The organism is Mycobacterium marinum (assembly GCF_003391395.1).
Lineage (GTDB): Bacteria > Actinomycetota > Actinomycetes > Mycobacteriales > Mycobacteriaceae > Mycobacterium > Mycobacterium marinum.
In genome coordinates this window covers 481,303-496,311 of sequence record NZ_CP024190.1, presented here as the reverse complement: position 1 = coordinate 496,311, position 15,009 = coordinate 481,303, and the positions used below count along the sequence as shown (strand labels likewise).

At 67.3% G+C, this 15,009-nt stretch carries 12 protein-coding genes; 2 read left to right on the top strand and 10 right to left on the bottom strand.

Annotation, left to right across the window (positions count from 1 at the left end):
• From CCUG20998_RS02160 to CCUG20998_RS02140, 5 genes are all read right to left on the bottom strand, one after another.
• Positions 1–1,347 carry a molybdopterin-dependent oxidoreductase gene (locus tag CCUG20998_RS02160; RefSeq protein WP_012392434.1) on the bottom strand — a complete coding sequence of 449 codons (1,347 nt, stop codon included), beginning with the start codon at positions 1,345–1,347 and terminating at the stop codon, positions 1–3.
• Entirely contained in the window at positions 1,344–2,045 is a 702-nt protein-coding gene (locus CCUG20998_RS02155) for a class I SAM-dependent methyltransferase (protein WP_036456956.1), read from the bottom strand. Before CCUG20998_RS02155 ends, CCUG20998_RS02160 begins: the two co-directional genes overlap by 4 nt.
• Before the next feature lie 318 nt (positions 2,046–2,363).
• Positions 2,364–3,665, bottom strand: coding sequence for an amidohydrolase family protein (locus CCUG20998_RS02150; RefSeq protein WP_012392432.1), 1,302 nt, complete (start codon positions 3,663–3,665; stop codon positions 2,364–2,366).
• Entirely contained in the window at positions 3,665–4,831 is a 1,167-nt protein-coding gene (locus tag CCUG20998_RS02145; RefSeq protein WP_231389812.1) for a CoA transferase, read from the bottom strand. The genes CCUG20998_RS02150 and CCUG20998_RS02145 overlap by 1 nt, the downstream gene beginning before the upstream one ends.
• 68 nt (positions 4,832–4,899) lie before the next feature.
• Positions 4,900–5,907 carry a MaoC family dehydratase gene (locus CCUG20998_RS02140; protein ID WP_012392431.1) on the bottom strand — a complete coding sequence of 336 codons (1,008 nt, stop codon included), beginning with the start codon at positions 5,905–5,907 and terminating at the stop codon, positions 4,900–4,902.
• Between the two features lie 100 nt (positions 5,908–6,007).
• Between CCUG20998_RS02140 and CCUG20998_RS02135 the strand changes: the two genes are divergently transcribed.
• Together CCUG20998_RS02135 and CCUG20998_RS02130 are read left to right on the top strand one after the other, a co-directional pair.
• On the top strand, positions 6,008–7,135 hold the full coding sequence (locus CCUG20998_RS02135) for an acyl-CoA dehydrogenase family protein (protein WP_041325086.1): 1,128 nt from the start codon (positions 6,008–6,010) through the stop codon (positions 7,133–7,135).
• Between the two features lie 110 nt (positions 7,136–7,245).
• A complete protein-coding gene (locus tag CCUG20998_RS02130; RefSeq protein ID WP_020731502.1) occupies positions 7,246–7,647 on the top strand; it encodes a CD225/dispanin family protein in 402 nt (133 codons plus the stop codon).
• Positions 7,648–7,681: 34 nt separating this feature from the next.
• On the opposite strand, the gene CCUG20998_RS02125 is transcribed toward CCUG20998_RS02130, so the two are convergent.
• From CCUG20998_RS02125 to CCUG20998_RS02105, 5 genes are all read right to left on the bottom strand, one after another.
• Entirely contained in the window at positions 7,682–8,650 is a 969-nt protein-coding gene (locus CCUG20998_RS02125; protein ID WP_020731501.1) for an enoyl-CoA hydratase/isomerase family protein, read from the bottom strand.
• Positions 8,651–8,652: 2 nt separating this feature from the next.
• Positions 8,653–10,176 carry a fatty-acid--CoA ligase FadD4 gene (fadD4, locus tag CCUG20998_RS02120; protein ID WP_020731500.1) on the bottom strand — a complete coding sequence of 508 codons (1,524 nt, stop codon included), beginning with the start codon at positions 10,174–10,176 and terminating at the stop codon, positions 8,653–8,655.
• 9 nt (positions 10,177–10,185) lie between these two features.
• Positions 10,186–12,015: a phosphoenolpyruvate carboxykinase (GTP) gene (locus CCUG20998_RS02115; RefSeq protein WP_020727848.1), complete on the bottom strand. Its 1,830-nt coding sequence runs from the start codon at positions 12,013–12,015 to the stop codon at positions 10,186–10,188.
• 202 nt (positions 12,016–12,217) lie between these two features.
• Positions 12,218–13,771 carry a hypothetical protein gene (locus tag CCUG20998_RS02110; RefSeq protein ID WP_231389837.1) on the bottom strand — a complete coding sequence of 518 codons (1,554 nt, stop codon included), beginning with the start codon at positions 13,769–13,771 and terminating at the stop codon, positions 12,218–12,220.
• Entirely contained in the window at positions 13,768–14,898 is a 1,131-nt protein-coding gene (locus CCUG20998_RS02105; protein WP_020731498.1) for a hypothetical protein, read from the bottom strand. The genes CCUG20998_RS02110 and CCUG20998_RS02105 overlap by 4 nt, the downstream gene beginning before the upstream one ends.
• Positions 14,899–15,009 lie beyond the last annotated feature (111 nt).

The following is a 15,009-nucleotide window of genomic DNA, read 5'->3' as shown; positions in this document are numbered from 1 at the left end:
TCAACCAGCCTCGAAATTGATCGAGGCGACCCATTTGGTGTTGTGCACGCCGGGCAATGCGGGAACGATGATCCGCGCCGGATAGCCGTGATCGAGCGGCAGGTCTTCGCCGTTGACCCGCAACGCCAGCAGCGCATCCGGAGCGCCGACCTGATTGCCCTGCAGCGTCGCCTCACCAAAGGCGCCGCCGCGTTGCAGCGACGTCACCCGCGCCGACCGGGGCGCGGCCACTCCGGCCCTGCGGGCCAGCTCCGACAGTCGCACCCCGGTCCAGGTCTGAACCGTCGACCACCCTTCAACACAGGCGATCGGTAGGCGGGCGGTGTGTTGCGGCAATCCGGCCAGGGCGGCGCGGTCCAGCACGACCTCGTTGGGACCGCCACGGAGCACCAGCCGCCACGCCGGCCCCACGGCCTCGGGGGTGATTCCGGCGACCGCCGCGGTCTTGTTGACCGGGAATTCCCGGTTGCCCTGTGCGGGCCGGCCTCTTGGCAGCAGCAGGGCGATGTTGCGCAGTGGCCCGCCCAAGGTTTGGCCGACGGTCAAGACGCCGAGCAGCAGCACACCCGAGCCGACCAGGGCCAGCGCTCCGCGCCTGCTCACGGTCGGTTCGGCGGGATCTTCGGACACCAGCCCCGATGCGTCGGGCGGCTCGGGGCGCGTGTCAGTCACATTGGTGCGCAAGACTTCTCGTATCGAGAATGACCGCAGTCCGGTGATCATCTTTGGCATCTTGACCGCGATATGCATGAGGAAACCGGCGATGAAGACCCAGGCACCGAAGTAGTGGCCGTCGTAGAAGCTGAAGCCGAAGATGTAGTCGTACTGGATGTTGAGCACGCCGGTGACAATCTCGAACAGCACCCCACCGACCAGCATCAACAGCGACAGCCGCTCCAGCAGTGTGGCGATCGACCGCGCCGGCGGCCAAACAAACAATTTCGGGATCACCGACCAGAGCTTGGCCAGCACCACCGGGATCAGCACCAGACCCAGTCCTACGTGCAGGCCCTGGGTCAATCGGTACAGCCAAGACGGATGAGCGGGCCAGTCAAAACCTGGCAGGCGCAGCCAGCCGACATCGGCCGGGATCGCCTGCCCGAACTGCGGGGCATAGGCGATATAGGACAGCAATCCGGTAAGGATCACGATCGGCATTGCCACCAACAGCACCAGCCCGAACACCGAGGTCAGCCACGGTCCCCGCAGCGGGCTTCGAAACGCGGCCAATCGCCGCACCCCCGGCGGCGGGTGTCGCTCCAAGGTGCGCCACAGCCGGGCGGGAAACCCGTGGGCCGGCTCCGGTTCCAGCTCCCGCTCGGGGTCGTCTTCGGCCGGGCAGTTCACAGGGCCGCCAGGTTTGCGATCACCCGTCCGCCAAGCATCCTGACGCCGATCAGCGTCAGACCTACCTGTGCGGCCAGCATTGCGGCGCTGTCCACGCCGACCGACGCCCATCGAAACCAGGGCCCGACATCGCGCGCCGACTCCAGACGAACCCAGCGGGAGCAAACCCCGATGGTCTGGGCATCGAATTCGACCACGCACCGCCCGCCGCGGGACAACAACTCGGCGGCCCGGCCCAGGATCCGCAGCGGGTCCCCACCGAGGCCGACGTTCCCGTCGACCAACAACACCGTCTGCCAACGCCCCATCCCGGGCAACGGCTCGAAAACATCGCCGAGTATCGCCGGCGCACCGCCGCGACCGGCCAATCGGATCGCGGTCACCGACCGATCGATGCCCAGCGCGGGGATTCCCCGCTGCACCAACCGGGCCACCAGCCGGCCCGGTCCACAGCCCAGCTCGATGGTCGGCCCGCTACACATCTGCGCCACGGCTTCATCGAAGTCCTCGTCGGAGGCGGCGTCTTCGTCGACGGTGCCGACGTCACCGGAAGAAGAACCCTCGGCCGAAGCGCAACCGCGCTCGGCTGCACCGGCCCCCAACCAACGGTGAGTCGGCAACGGGCGGAGCTCACCGTCCTCATGGCGGATCCAGCACCGCTCGCCACCTAGCGCCCGCTCGTACAGATGCCCCAGCATTTCACGCCCCTTGCATCGAGCCCGACCAGGCCGGACGTCCACGCCCGGGTAACACGCTGACAGGAAACGCTTGCGCCAGCACTTCCACCGGTACCCCGATCTTTTATCGACTACACCAAGCCTGCAAGAGCTACGTAGACAAGGGGCGGAATGGTTCAGTAAGTAGGCAAATTTGGGCGCAACTCACACTTTTTGGGGCCGAAACCCAAGATCTGCTGACACATCGTTGGCGGTAGGGAAGGATTAATCGCCCGGTCCGTCGGCGACTGCGCCGTTGTACCGAACTCTGTGAGCACCGCCAGGCCGGTGCCGGCGGCGCTAGGCCGCATAGGCGACTTCGCCACCGATGATCGTCGCGCTTACCAGGCTGGCGTCCAGCTCGGTCAGCACCATCGCCGGTGTCTGTGCCAGCACGCAGAGGTCCCCGGGCTGACCGGCGGCCACGGCACGCACCCGCCCCGGCTGATCCGGCCGGCCCAAGAACATGGTCAAAGCCGCACGCGCCGTGACGCATTCATCGACGCCCAGAACGACCCCGCGAGGGGTCCTGCGATGCACCGCGGCGCGCATCGCCGCCCACGGGTCGCCGGACCCGAACGGCAGGTCGGTGGAAAAGGCCACCGGCACGTTTGCATTCAACAGTGAAGCGACCCGCCACAGCTGCCCGTGCTCGGCGGCGGGGATCTCGTCGAGGTACTGATCGCCGCGCTCGGCAACGAAGTTGGGCTGCGTCACCACCGTCAGCCCGAGCCCGGCCAAGTCGGCCACCAGGTCATCGGGCACCACCGCGGCGTGCTCGATTCGATCATGCGGATGGCGGCCCACGGCGCGCACCGCCGCGATCGTCACGACCAGCTGAGCCGCGGTTACGCAGTGGATGGCAACGGGTTGTCCGGCGCCATGCGAGTCCGTGATCCAGGCCATCAGCGCTTCCAGGTCCAGGTGATCGTCACGCAGGATCTTCTTGCCGGGAGAAAGAAACCGGACCCGCGGACGAAACTCCCCGCGCTGATGCGCAACGGTGAGTGCGGCCATGTCCTCGTCGCTGAGATCCGGTGTGGCATCGGTGACTCCGGTGACACCGGCCGCGGTGAGCCGGTCACCGAGCGCCGCGAGGTCGGTCTTGCGTCGCGGCAAAGCATCCGACCAGTCGGAGTCGGCGCTGCGCAGGCGGCCGTCGACATGACCGGCCAGCCCGATCCGGTTCAGTGCCGCCGAGTTCAGGATCCACAGCGCCCCGCTGCGATGCTGAACGCGCACGGGAAGGTGCGGCACCAGCGCATCCAGCACGGTCCGGTCCAGTGGTCCGGCAACGGATTCGTGATAGCCGACGGCGCGGATCCATCCGTCCGGACCGGGCTGCGCGCTCGAAAGGTGTTGCCGAAATTTCTCTTTGGAATCAACTGTGGGCGGCCCCAGAGTCAGCGAATCCAGGGCGGAGGCGGCCGAGCGCAGGTGCACATGGTGGTCGTGCAGGCCGGGCAGCACGGTTTGGCCGGCGGCGTCGAGCACCCGCTCCCCCGGCCGTGCGACCAACCCCTGACCGACTTCCTGAATGCGGGCACACACCCGGATGTCGGCCGTGGACCCATCCAGCAAGGTGGCTCGCCGAATCAGCACTAGCGCCCGTCCCTTTCGCGGACCAGCCGCCGCACCAGGTCACCGTCGGCCCCCAGCGCGGCGGCGGGTCGCGACGGCGGCGCCGGCGGTTGTGGCGGCAAGGCCCGATCCGTGGCCGCCGCGGCCCCCACGGGCAGTGCGGCATACGTCGCGGCAACGCCGGCCATGGAGACGTCGATGAGCTCACCACCCCCGCGCCGTAGCGATTCGGTGATGGCCCGGGCTGACTCCAGTCCGGCCAGCGGGTCGGCTATGGCATCCGCACAGAACACCGGGCCGTCGGCCGCGACTCCTACCAGGCCACCGGCCACGGCGGCATCATCGCCGAAAGCGGGCCGCCGGGAGTGCTCTCCATATCCGCTGATGCGTAGCCAGATTCGCCCGGGCCGCGCTGCGATGTGCTCCGGGCCGAGCCGGCGTCGCGCCAGGGCAGCGGGACGCGAACCCTCGATCACGATGTCCGCGGCCTCCAGCAGCTCGCGCAGCTCTTCCGCATCGTCGTCGAAATCCAGGCAGTAGGAGAGCTTTTGCGCGTTCATCCAGTCGAAGAAGGCGCGGTTGCCGGCGCGTGTGCCGTCCGGCCGGCGCGGGCTTTCGACCTTGACCACGGTAGCTCCCGCCCGGGCCAGCAGCTGACCGCACAACGGGCCCGCCCACATGGACGACAAATCGGCAACGAGCAGACCAGCGGGGTCACGCGCGCGAGCTCGCGCTCCGGCCCGACGGATTCGGGGCGGGGCGGGGTAGGCCTCTCCCAGGGCGGAAGCCGGGATGTCGAGCAATTCGGTTCGTTTGATGATGGCGGACTTGGGACGCGTTGTGGCCCACCTCTGCAGCGATCCCCATGGGTCGTCGGGCACCTCGTCGGCCCGCAGCAGCGCGGGGACCGCATCGACATCGTCCGGGCGCGACAGTGTGATTGCGAACCAGCCGTCGGCGGCCGCGAGCAGCCGGGTGGCGCCGCCCGCCGAGACCCGGCCCCGGCGAGTCAGCCCGAGCAGACCGGCCCGCCCGGTCAGCAAGGTGGCCGCGTCGGCGGCAATCGTTTCGGCGCGTCCCAAAATGTTGGCGCGCGAAAAGTCGGGCGGCCCGCCGGGCAGACCGGTCAGGTAGGCCAGCCCACTACTTCCCCACTTGCTGGCCCAGCGGGATGGCACCGCACTCACACCACCATGTTGCTCGCAGTCCAGGCCGGTGCCACCGGAATCGCCGGTAAACAAGCCCGGGAGTTCAGCTAGTACTGCAGTGCGGTGAACCGCCAGTCCAGCACCTGGCGGTCGGGCTCCGAGTCGCCGACGGCGTAGACCAGCGAACGCAGGCCAAGCACGCCCCCGTTGGCGGTCGGCTCCGCCGACTCGACGTGCAACTCGCTGTAGAGGGTGTCGCCCTCCCGTACCGGCCCGGTGTGGTCGCAGTGCTCCCACCCCAGCACCGTGACCAGGTTGGGCATCAGTCGGCTCGCCTGCGCCAAGGCCAGGCCGATGGTGTGCCCGCCGTAGACCAGCCGCTGCCCAGCCACCCGCGAATCATGATGTGTGGCAGCAATGTTGAGCGTGAGTCGGGCGAGCTCGGGCGCGCTGCTGACCAGATCTCCGGTGCTGTGCATGACCTTGCCCGCAATGCCGGCGTCAAAATGGGGCCCCGGGACCCGGGTGCGGTAGGCCTCGGCATCCCAGTGCGCCGTCGGATCGATCGCGGGTGGCTTCGCGTCGGCGCCGATGCCCGACAGGTCGTCGTCGGCGGCGCCGGCGGGATCCCAGTCCGCGCTGGCCGGCAGCATCGCGCAGCGATAGAAGTCGAGCACCAGTCGATCGGCCTGGTCGATGGTGGTCATCCGCAGCGCGGCCATTCCGGTCGGCGCCCGGCCCGGCTTGGCCGTGTTGGCCCGGAGCGCCACAACCTCGGTGCGGGTGTAGATGGTGTCTCCGATCAGCGGGTACCGATGAAAGGTCAGCCCGCGGTAGAACAGGTTGGCTTTGACCCGCTGGGTGACCAGGGTGGACTGCCCGATCGCCGCGTTGCACACCAACCCCGGATGCGCCAGTGCCGCTGGTGCGCCGGTTACCGCGCCACACAGGCTGCTGTCCAGGGCCAGCCGCAGCCGGTCCCCCAGAATCGCCTGATGGGCGGCCGCCAGGCCGGCCGACAGGGTCAACGCCGGCGCCCAGTCGAACACCTGACCCACGGACAAGTCGTCAAAGTAGGGCCCGCCCTCACGGATGCCCATGTACCCGGTATGCACAACGCCACATGCTGGCAGGCTGTCGAACCGAGGGTCAATACGGAGGGCAATAACGGTGGACAACCAACGGGCAGACAGTCAGCTTGATGAGGACGAGGCGATGCTGGTGGCTACCGTGCGGGCCTTCATCGACCGCGACGTGAAGCCCAGCGTGCGCGAGGTCGAACACGCCAACACCTACCCGCAGGCCTGGATCGAGCAGATGAAACGCATCGGCATCTACGGCCTGGCCATCGGGGAAGCCTACGGCGGATCGCCGGTGTCGATGCCGTGCTACGTCCAGGTCACCCAGGAGCTGGCCCGCGGATGGATGAGCCTGGCCGGCGCCATGGGCGGACACACCGTGGTGGCCAAACTGCTGATGCTCTTTGGCACCGACGAACAAAAATCCACCTACCTGCCAGCCATGGCCACCGGCGAGCTGCGCGCCACCATGGCCCTGACCGAACCCGGCGGCGGTTCCGACCTCCAAAACATGTCCACCACCGCGATGGCTGACGGACCCGACCAGCTGCTGATCACCGGCGCCAAGACCTGGATCAGCAACGCCCGCCGCAGCGGGCTGATCGCCCTGCTGTGCAAGACCGATCCCCACGCCACACCCCGCCACCACGGCATCTCGATCGTGCTCGTCGAACCGGGCCCCGGCCTGAACATCTCAGCTGACCTGCCCAAACTGGGATACAAGGGCGTGGAAGCCTGCGAACTGTCCTTCGACAACTACCGGGCACCGACCTCTGCGATATTGGGAGGCCAACCAGGTCAAGGGTTTTCACAAATGATGAAAGGACTCGAAACCGGCCGCATCCAGGTCGCCGCCCGCGCCCTGGGCGTGGCCAGCGCAGCACTCGACGACGCCCTGGCCTACGCCCAGCAACGGCACAGCTTCGGCCAACCGATCTGGAAACACCAAGCCATCGGAAACTACTTGGCCGACATGGCAACCAAACTCACCGCCGCCCGCCAACTCACCCACTACGCCGCCCAACGCTACGACAGCGGCCAGCGATGCGACATGGAGGCCGGCATGGCCAAACTCTTCGCCTCCGAAACCGCCATGGAAATCGCGCTCAACGCCGTCCGAATCCACGGCGGCTATGGCTATTCCACCGAATACGACGTCGAACGCTACTTCCGCGACGCACCCCTGATGATCGTCGGCGAAGGCACCAACGAAATCCAGCGCAACGTGATCGCCAGACAACTGATAGCCCGCGGCGGAATCTAACTGCCACCGCAGCGCCCGTGCGGTATATTTGCTGCCTGACTTCGCCCACCAGCAAAGCGGCACGGCACAACACTGTTGGACCACAGGTAACCCGAGGGAAGGCAGCCGCCATGAGTTATCCGCCAGGGCCCTACGGAGGTTCCCCAGAGTGGCAGGGTCAGCAGCCGGGCTGGCAGCCACCGCAACCCGGCTGGCCGGCCCAGCGGCCGGGCTACGCACCGGAGCCGGACAATTACCTCATCTGGGCGATCTTGACCACGCTGTTTTGTTGCCTGCCCCTCGGGATCGTCTCGATCGTCTACTCCTCCAAGGTTTCCGGCTTGTGGGCGCAAGGGCGCTACGCCGAGGCGCAGGCCGCCTCCGCCAGCGCTAGGAAGTGGGCCATCATCAGCGCAATCGGCGGAGTGGTGGTCGCGGTGGCCTTTGCGGTGATTTACATCGCCCTTATCCTGGTGGCGGTTTCGGTGGACCACAACACTCCCTCCACCATCACCACGTATTCCGACTTCTGATCAACACGGCTAGACGGCAGCCACCTTTGGTGAGCTAGTCGCTGTTGACCGCGATCGCGTCGATCAGCCCCCAGTCCAGTGCGGTGCCGGCGTCAATGGTTCGCCCGGAAAGCACCAGATATGCGGTGCGCCAGCGTCCGATTCGACGCGTCACGCTGACGGTGCCGCCGGCGCCGGGGATCAGTCCCAGACTCAGTTCCGGTAGTCCGAATACCGAATCCGGATGCGCCCGCACCCACCCGCAGAACGCGGCCATTTCCAGGCCACTACCCAGCACCCGGCCATGTACTTCGGCGCGACAGGCCCGGCCCAGCCGGGCGGTGAGCGCAGCCAGCGCCAGCGCCGGGCTGTGCCTGGTGCGCGCCAGATGAGCGCTGGCGGGGTCGGCGAAGGTACCGAACTCGGCCAGATCGCCGCCACTACAGAACGATGGACCGTTGCCGCTCAACACGATCCCGCTCACCGAGGGGTCCAGCTGGGCTACGGTCAGCGCTTCCAGCAGCGCGGCCCGCGCATCGCCGGAAAATGCGTTGTGCCGTTGGGCCCGATTGAATCTGATTCTCAGGGTGTCATCGTCGCGCTCGGTCTGCACGGGATCGGCGATGTCGGGCAGGTCAGCGGGCCCGCGTTCGTCGAGCCAGCGAGCGAACTCCGGCCCGGCCTGCAATGTCGAGTAGGCCAGCGATTCGGTCAGCACGCCGGCCAGTGTCGGGCCGTCGGGATCTATCGTGCGCAGCACGTCGTCGCAGACGGCGCTGGCCTGCGGCCACCGTTGGCACCGCTGCCTTAGCTCGGCCAAAGTCTGTGACACCGACTCCACGGTGATCACCCTGCGGTCGGCACACGGGCCTTCGGCCAAGGTGAAAGTTGCCGCACTCAAGCATGGTTCGGCTTCGGCGAGCTCGGTGGCCCAGCCGTGCGCCACGGTCACCCCCGGAGCCGAGATTTCGCCCGCCGCACGGGTGGCATCCGGGGCACGTGAGAGGTCAACCACACCGAACATGGTTATCCCGAATACTTTTCGATCAGTCCGTTCTTGTAGAGCTTGCCGGTATCGGTGCGGGGCAGCTGCGCCTCGAAGGCAACCGATCGCGGACACTTGAAGTGCGACAGACGATCTCGCAGCCATTCCATCAGTTCGTCACCGAACTGGCTGTTCGCATCGGCCGGGTCGACGGTCTGCACGACGGCCATCACGCGCTGGCCCATCTCGTCGTCGGGTACGCCGAACACCGCCGCATCCATGACCTTGGGATGGGTCACCAAGATGTTTTCGGCTTCCTGCGGGTAGATGTTGACCCCGCCGGAGATGATCATGTGGTGGCGGCGATCGGTCAGAAACAGGTACCCCTGGTCATCCAGGTAGCCGACGTCGCCCACCGTCACCCAACCATGCTTGTCGCGGGAGGCGGCGGTTTTCGACGGATCGTTGAGGTACTCGAAGGAATAGCCGCCTTCGAAGTAGATTTCGCCGGCCTGGCCCGGCGGCAACTCGACGCCGTCGGCGCCGAGGATGTGCACGCCACCTTGCATGGGTTTGCCGACCGAACCCGGGTGCTCGAGCCAGTCTTCGGCGGTGATCAATGTCGAGCCGATCGCCTCCGAAGAGGCGTAGTACTCGTCGATGATCGGCCCCCACCAGTCCATCATCTGTTTCTTGATCTCAACAGGACACGGGGCGGCGGCGTGCATGACTCGCTTCAGACTGGATACGTCATACGAATTACGAATGCTCTCAGGAAGTTTCAGCATCCGAGTGAACATGGCCGGCACAAACTGTGCGTGCGTTACCCGGTGGCGCTGGATCGCCTCGAGCGCCCCCTCGGGGTCGAACTTCTCCAGCACGACCGTGGTGATTCCGCCGGCCTGCGCACTCATCGACCACACCGACGGCGCGGTGTGATATAGCGGCGCCGGGCTCAGATAGATCGAGTCGGCGTCCATCCAATAGCCAACCAGGGCCGACATCATCCCGGGCGCAGCATCCGGGGCAACGTGGAGTAGTTCGCGCTTGATTCCCTTGGGCCGTCCGGTGGTTCCCGACGAATACTGCAGCAGGTCACCCTCGAGCTCGTCGTCGATCGCAGTATCGGGTTGATCGGCCACGCATTGCGGATAGGGCTCCCAGCCGGTCAGGCAGCCTTCGGGCCCGGCCAGGATCAGCAGCTCGGGCGGGCCCGCCCGAATATGTTCGCCCAGACCGGCACAGGTATCGCGCAGCGCCGCCGAACCGACGATGGCCTTGGCACCGCTGTTCTCGATGATGTAGGCGGCTTCGGCCGCGGTCAGATGGGTATTGATGGGTACGTAATACAACCCGCTACGTCGAGCCGCCCACATGACCGCGTGGATGTGCTCGTTGTTTTCCATCAGGATGGCCACGGCGTCGCCCTCGCGCAGTCCCGCGCGGCGAAACCGATGCGCCAGCCGGTTGGCCCGCGCTTCCAGTTCGTCGAAACTGACTACCGTCCCCGACGGATGCAGAATGACTGCAGGCTTATCCGCCCCGACGTGCTGGCGAATCTGCATGCTGCGACGTCATTCGGCGTCGCGCAGCCGCTCCTTGAGCGCGTCGAACTCGTCCTTGATGCCGGTCGGCAGCTTCTCACCGATGAACTGCAACCACTCCTCGATAAGGGGGAGCTCTTCGCGCCACTCTTCGGCGTTGACCGCCAGCGCTTCACTCACGTCGGCGGGGTTGGCGTCCAGCCCCTCCAGGTCCAGGTCCTCGACGGTGGGAACGGTGCCGATCGGTGTGGTCTTACCGCCGGCCTTGTGCTCGATGCGATCGACGATCCACTTCATCACGCGGCTGTTCTCGCCGAAGCCGGGCCACAGGAAGCGGTGGTCTTCGCCACGACGGAACCAGTTGACGAAGAAGACCTGCGGCAACTTGGACTCGTCGGAGTTCTTGCCGATGTCGATCCAGTGCTGGACGTAGTCGCCGACGTTGTAGCCCATGAACGGCAGCATGGCCATGGGGTCGCGCCGCACGTTGCCGACCTTGCCCTCGGCGGCGGCGGTCTGCTCGCTGCCCAGGGTGGCGCCGATGAACACACCGTGCTGCCAATCGCGTGCCTGGGTGACCAACGGAACGGTGGTCTTGCGGCGGCCGCCGAACAGGATGGCCGAAATCGGCACGCCCTGGGGGTCATCCCACTCGGGGGCCAGGATCGGGCATTGCGACATCGGGGTGCAGTACCGCGAGTTCGGGTGCGCGGCCGTGGTCTCGGTCTCGCGGAAGTACCATTCGTTGCCCTTCCAGTCGACCAGGTGCTGGGGGTCGCCCTCCAGACCTTCCCACCACACCTCGCCGTCGTCGGTCAGCGCGACGTTGGTGAACACCGTGTTGCCCGCGGCGATGGTGCGCATGGCGTTGGGGTTGGACTTCCAGTTGGTGCCCGGGGCCACCCCGAAGAAACCGAATTCCGGGTTCACCGCGTACAACCGGCCGTCCTTGCCGAACCGCATCCAGGCGATGTCGTCGCCGAGGGTTTCGGCGCGCCAGCCCGGGATGGTGGGCTGCAGCATCGCCAGGTTGGTCTTGCCGCAGGCCGACGGGAACGCCGCCGCAATGTAGTACGCCTTGTTCTCGGGCGAAATCAGCTTGAGGATCAGCATGTGCTCGGCCAGCCAGCCCTCGTCACGAGCCATCGCCGAGGCGATCCGCAGTGAGTAGCACTTCTTGCCCAGCAGCGCGTTACCGCCGTAGCCGGAGCCGTAGCTCCAGATTTCCCGGGTCTCGGGGAAGTGGGTGATGTACTTGGTGTCGCTGCAGGGCCACGGCACGTCCGCCTGACCGTCTTCCAGCGGCGCGCCGACCGAGTGCAGCGCCTTGACGAAAAAGCCGTCCTGACCCATCTTCTCCAGCGCGGCGGTGCCCATACGGGTCATCACCTTCATCGAAACCACGACGTATTCGGAGTCGGTGATCTCCACCCCGAGCTTGGGGTCCTCCGCACCCAGCGGACCCATGCAGAACGGCACCACGTACATGGTGCGGCCACGCATGCAACCGCGGTACAGGTCGGTCATGAGCGTGCGCATCTCGCTCGGGTCCATCCAGTTGTTGGTGGGGCCGGCGTCGATCTCGCGCTCGGAACAGATGAAGGTGCGTGATTCCACCCGCGCGACGTCGGAGGGATCAGACAAAGCTAGGTAGGAGTTCGGGAATTTCTCGTCGTTGAGCCGGGTGAAGGTACCGGCGTCGACCAGTTGCGCGGAGAGCCGATGAAACTCCTCGTCGGAACCGTCAGCGAAAACAACCCGATCGGGCTGGGTCAGTTCGGCGACCTCCTGCACCCAGGACAGCAGCCCCTGGTGATTAGTCGGCGCGGTGTCCAGACCGGGGATGGTCGCTGAGGTCATCGAACTCTCCTGGATTCTGTTACTTCGGTTCTTTGGTTTACTTACTTGCCATCGACTTCTTGGGATGCGATAGGTCTGCTCAAGCTTTTGCCGGCACGACTTTCGACCCGGTAGTGCTTTCATACAGGTTATCGCGCATCACTTGTGGGGGAAGCCGTGGGCGGGTATAAGCCTCCTCACAAGACCGATTCAGAAAGCCTCACTAACTCCCGAAATCGCGGCCATTTGCCTCAGAATGTCGCGGAAGCCCGGCCCCACCACCGGCCGTGGCGGTTCCCGGCGTAGCGGTACCCGATGATGTACCCGATTCGCCCAGTTCCGCACACACCGCCTCGAGCGCGGCCCGGATTGTCGGCATCTCGCGGTCGCGTCGCGCGGCGACACGAGCCGCCGCCCTGGCATGCTCACGCAACTCGCTGTCGATGGCGCTGACCTGCGCGGCCGCCCGCGCGTTCGCGGCCTCGTCGCTGCCCCAGAGTGCGGTGGCCAACAGTGTTTCGGCGGCAAGCACCCGGCTGGCGACCAGTTGCTCCAGCGTGCAGCCCAGCGACGACAACACGTCAGCGGTCCAGCGTTCCAACACCGCACGGTCGGCGAGCAGGGCGCGGGTGCGCACCACCCATAGGGCCACGGCCAGGCCCACCACGACACACCCGAGGATTCCGGCCAGGGTCAGCCCCAGATCCAGGCCCGGAGCCAACCCGGCCAGCAGCCGGCTCAGCGTGAGCGCCACACCGAGTCCAAAACCGACACCCAAGACCATCATCAACCGCGTTTCCAGCCGCCGCGACGCCACCGGCGGGGCGGGCATCGCAACGGCCGGCAGCGGGTCGGCAGGCGGGAAATCCACCGGCAAACTCATCTCTCGCGAGACGTCGACAAGCTGGGCGGCGATGCCATCGCCCACCTCGGTGACGATCTCGTCGATCCGGCCCCGGGCATAGCTCTGGAAATCGGCCAGCCGCCGCCGGGCCAGCCCCGCGATGTCCTCCTGCAGTTCGGTGCGCACCGACGCACAGCGGCTGCGCGCGAAATAGCACAACTGGACCCGCGCCTGCTGGATCTGACCGCGCAGCGCGATGGTGCGCCCAGTCCGGTCCTGACGCCGCCGCTGCAGGACAGAGCCGCGCTCTTCCCGCAATCCGTCCACGCGCGCCCGCCTGCCGGCACCCGCGGCGTCGCGGTTGAACCGCTGCCCGGCCAGCAGCAGCCCGGCTTGCCAGGCGCGCAGCCTGTTGCGCCGGGCGATATCGGGGGCCGCCAGCTCGGTTCGCACGGTCGCCACCAGGTCGTCCACCCCCGGTGGGCCCAGCTGTGGCGCGGCGGCGACGCCCACCCAGGGCACCGCGCCGTAGCGCGGCGCGTGGGCGGCGAGCTTGGCGCGGTTCGCCGCCAGCACCTCCCGCCAGGTGCGGTGCAGGTCGATCTTCGTCACCGCGGCGATCACCACATCGGTGTGACCGGCGGCGGCATCCAACAGTGCGCAGTCGGATTCGGTCATCGGAGTCGCCGCGGACACCACGAACACCACCGCTGTCGGCACAGCACCGGCTCCCAGCCGCGGCGATTCAACAAATCTGTGCTGTGGCAACCGCCGCCGCAATGCCGTGATCACACTGCTCGTCCCGGCCAGCCACGGACCGGTCACCAGCACCACATCGCGCCGGTTGATCGACGGCGCACCCAGCTTCGGCCCGATCGCTAGGACCAGCTCGTCAACCCGGGCCACCGCCTCGTGGTGGGCGCTGCCGATCACCGCGGCCGCCCGCCCTCCGGCGGACCCGCGCACGCCAGCGATCCCGCGGCCCGGGACCAGAGCCGCAGCGATCCCCTGACGATGTCGGCACCGCACCAACGCCGTAGGTCACTGTCCGGGCTCTCAGCGGCGGGGCCGCGCTGAGACCGGTGGCGCCGCCAGCGCAGCGCCCGCTGCAGCTGGGCGCCCGGATCGTCAGGGGGCACGGCCGCACCAAAGGGGTCGAGCCCCCACGTGGACGCCGCATCCAGGGCGGCCGACATGCGGGCCAGCACGGCGGCCTCACCGGCCAGGAACTCGCTGACTTGCTCGTCCGCCACGGCCAGGACCTCGAGTGCGGCGACTGCCTCGAGTACCCGGCCGTAGCGCACACCGGCACCGGCGGCGACCGCCTTCGCGACGACGGCATCGATTCCGCTGATCTTGCGCAACAACGCCCGTACCTGCGTCCGGGCCGCACCGCGCCGCAACGCTTCGATGGCGATCGCGACCCCGAACAGATCGAGTGACTCCAGCAATCGCAGCCGTTGCCCGGTGGGCACCCCAAGATCCGCGGACAGAAAGCCGGCATGGGAGCCATCGAGGGCGGCACCGGCCGCTGGATGGGCGGCCAGCGCGCGCAAGGCGCACCAGGACCGCTCATCGAGATCGTCGAGCGCGGCCACTGCCAACAGTGCGCTCATCGGCTCCACCGGCAGGCCGGCCAGCGTCGACAAGAGCTCGCACCGCTGCAGCGCCCCGGCCATCGGCCCGACACCCGCGAATCCGACGACATCGGTCTTGTCGGCCATGGTCAGGACCGCAAGCACCGGACGCTCGGTCGGCTCGAGCACGGCGATCCCTGCGCGATCCTCGGGCTTGACCACTTCGGCAAGGGCGTAGACCACCACGTCGGCGGGGTCGCCGCCGGACGTCGCAGCCAGCCCCGCTGCGCTTCCCGCGCCGTCCAATGCCCGCACCAGCGTGTTGCGGCCGACCCCGCGTCGTCCCCGCACGGCCACCCGTAAAGGTCGCGCGGCCCGCTCCGCGATCGACCGAATACGCTGGTCAGCGGTGCTGGCGGCGAGACAGGTGAGCTCATCGACAAAAGCTTGATGCCCCGTCTGCATCGCAACCATCACCCCCATGGCACCCCCCTCGCGGCCACTCGCATGGTGACAGTTGCGGCGGGACGGCGCGAGTCACAGCTAGTTAGAGATGTGCCGGCCGCTACCACCCGAAGACAACTGTTGGGTATC

Coding starts and splice junctions, on each gene's coding strand:
- CCUG20998_RS02155 (WP_036456956.1), bottom strand. CDS start 2,045: ATGCTGGGGCATCTGTACGAGCGGGCGCTAGGTGGCGAGCGGTGCTGG.
- CCUG20998_RS02135 (WP_041325086.1), top strand. CDS start 6,008: ATGCTGGTGGCTACCGTGCGGGCCTTCATCGACCGCGACGTGAAGCCC.
- CCUG20998_RS02130 (WP_020731502.1), top strand. CDS start 7,246: ATGAGTTATCCGCCAGGGCCCTACGGAGGTTCCCCAGAGTGGCAGGGT.
- CCUG20998_RS02125 (WP_020731501.1), bottom strand. CDS start 8,650: ATGTTCGGTGTGGTTGACCTCTCACGTGCCCCGGATGCCACCCGTGCG.
- fadD4 (WP_020731500.1), bottom strand. CDS start 10,176: ATGCAGATTCGCCAGCACGTCGGGGCGGATAAGCCTGCAGTCATTCTG.
- CCUG20998_RS02115 (WP_020727848.1), bottom strand. CDS start 12,015: ATGACCTCAGCGACCATCCCCGGTCTGGACACCGCGCCGACTAATCAC.
- CCUG20998_RS02105 (WP_020731498.1), bottom strand. CDS start 14,898: ATGGGGGTGATGGTTGCGATGCAGACGGGGCATCAAGCTTTTGTCGAT.